Origin of the sequence: Propionibacterium acidifaciens DSM 21887 (assembly GCF_000426605.1) — a bacterium.
Classification (GTDB): domain Bacteria; phylum Actinomycetota; class Actinomycetes; order Propionibacteriales; family Propionibacteriaceae; genus Propionibacterium; species Propionibacterium acidifaciens.
Genome location: NZ_AUFR01000074.1, coordinates 1 through 1,839 on the forward strand (window position 1 = coordinate 1; position 1,839 = coordinate 1,839).

The 1,839-nt window shown below is 67.5% G+C and carries 1 protein-coding gene and 1 pseudogene; one reads left to right on the top strand and one right to left on the bottom strand.

Annotation, left to right across the window (positions count from 1 at the left end; all coding sequences use genetic code 11):
• The first annotated feature begins 272 nt into the window (after window positions 1-272).
• Window positions 273-782, top strand: a complete 510-nt coding sequence (locus K336_RS0112350) for a hypothetical protein (protein WP_028707194.1) — start codon at window positions 273-275, stop codon at window positions 780-782.
• Window positions 783-944: 162 nt separating this feature from the next.
• Here the strand turns inward: K336_RS0112350 and K336_RS19840 are convergent.
• Window positions 945-1,457, bottom strand: a pseudogene (locus K336_RS19840) (transposase); the annotation flags it as partial.
• Between the last annotated feature and the right edge of the window lie 382 nt (window positions 1,458-1,839).

Sequence of the window (1,839 nt, forward strand, 5' to 3'; positions counted from 1 at the left end):
GTGCAAGGATGGACGCATGGCCCACGCGCACACCGAAGACCACTTCGACATCTGCATCATCGGCTCCGGGTCGGGCAACTCGATCGTCGACGAGCCTCGAGCCGGGTCGCGCCGGGGCAATCGTCCTGCTTGCGGATCGTCTGACTGCTCATGACAGCATCCTTCCACGCGATGCGCTGTCCGCCGGGCCTCGAAGAGGCCCCGGCCGGTGCCGGCCGGACAGCCGGTGTGGGATCATGATGGCCGGCGACTCCCGGCGGCAGGAGAGACACGTGACGGCGCCCCGACCGACTTCCCGGGAACGTTTCGAACGCGCCGTCGAGGGCCTGAGCCGGCTCCCTCCGGCCGGTGCCGTCACCTTCTGCGGTGTCACCAGCGCCCCGGGTGCCGCGCCCGGTGTCGTGGTGACCCGGGGCATCACCGCCACCAGCCGAGACCTGGTCGTCGCCACCGCGGCGCTGACCAGCCCCGGCATCGCCGTCGTCCTCGGCCGCACCGGACGGGACGTGGCGCCGGTGTCCGCGGCTCCCGACGCCCAGGAGGTGGCGCTGCTGCCCGGCACGGTGCTGTCCGTGGGCCGGTTCATCCAGGTCGCCGGGCTCGCCGTCGAGGTCATCGAGGAACTCACCCGGGCCGGCGACGGGCAGTGGGCCACCAGCCTCACCGAGCAGGCCATCGCGAGACTCGCCGCCGTGGTCGCCACAACCCTCGGCAACGCCCGAGGCGTCCCGTGCCCCGTCGAGGCCGGTTACTGCGGACGCTTCGCCGCACCACTCGTCTGAGTCCCCGACGGGTGGCGACCCGCTCGGGCCTCACTCGTCGTCGGCGCCCGTGAGGACCCGCACAGAGCAGTCGCCGGAGCCGCACGTCAGCGATCGGCGCACCGATCCGGAGCCATGCCTCGACCCGCGGCCCCACATCCTCCACCAGACCCGGAGCGATCCGGTGTGATGCCACACGTGCTCGTCCGTGCCGATGACTGTCACGTCGTCGAGGCGGCCGAGTTGGTCGATGAGCAGTCGTCTGTCTTCGGCCGGGGCCGTGTCGTTCGTGGTGCTCCACGCCCACGCCGGGCGCGGCCGTGATCGCGTTCATCGGCAGGTGGTTGACCGCCAGGGCCTTGAGAGTCCACCGCAAGGCCGCGTTGGGCAGGCGGGAACGTGCTGGTGAGGTCTTGGCCCACACGTATGCTCGCAGCCGTCGTGCTGGTACCGGCGCAGTCTCGCCCGGAGGATGGTCGGTCTCCAGTCGGACGGGGCATGAGCCAGCTCGTGGACCACGCTGTCACGGACATGGCCGTGACAGCTGCAGCGATGACACCAGTCATCAGGCTCGACCGGGCGGCACAACAGAACGGCCCGCTCAGGGGCCAGGTGCTGACCAGTCGCCCTCAGGCCGAGGTCATCAAGGCGTCAGAACGTGGTCAGATCAGCAGGGGTGAAGGTAGCGTTGTCCATGTCGAGGTCTTCGGCGGGGGCCGTGTGAGAACCTCCATCATCCACGGACCCCGGACCCTCGTCCGCACCCGGGCCCGTCCTACCGACCCACACCCCCACCCGTGAAAAGCCACAGTGAGGTGCACCGTGATTGCCAAGCTCTACCATGCGAATTTCTTGAAATGTCCAAGGGTCAGCGATGTCGATATCAGTCACAATGCCGAGTGCAATTTTTTGAGACTCACGGTGGGTGCAATTGGAGAGCAAGAAAGAGAGTCATTTGACATCATGGAGGCTTATTCATAGGGCTGGTTCGGGTTGTCGTCGATGATCTCGCGTGGGGCGTGTCGCAGAAGATGAGAAGGCGGCCTGCCCTGAGATGGTCAGTGTGTGAAAAGAAACA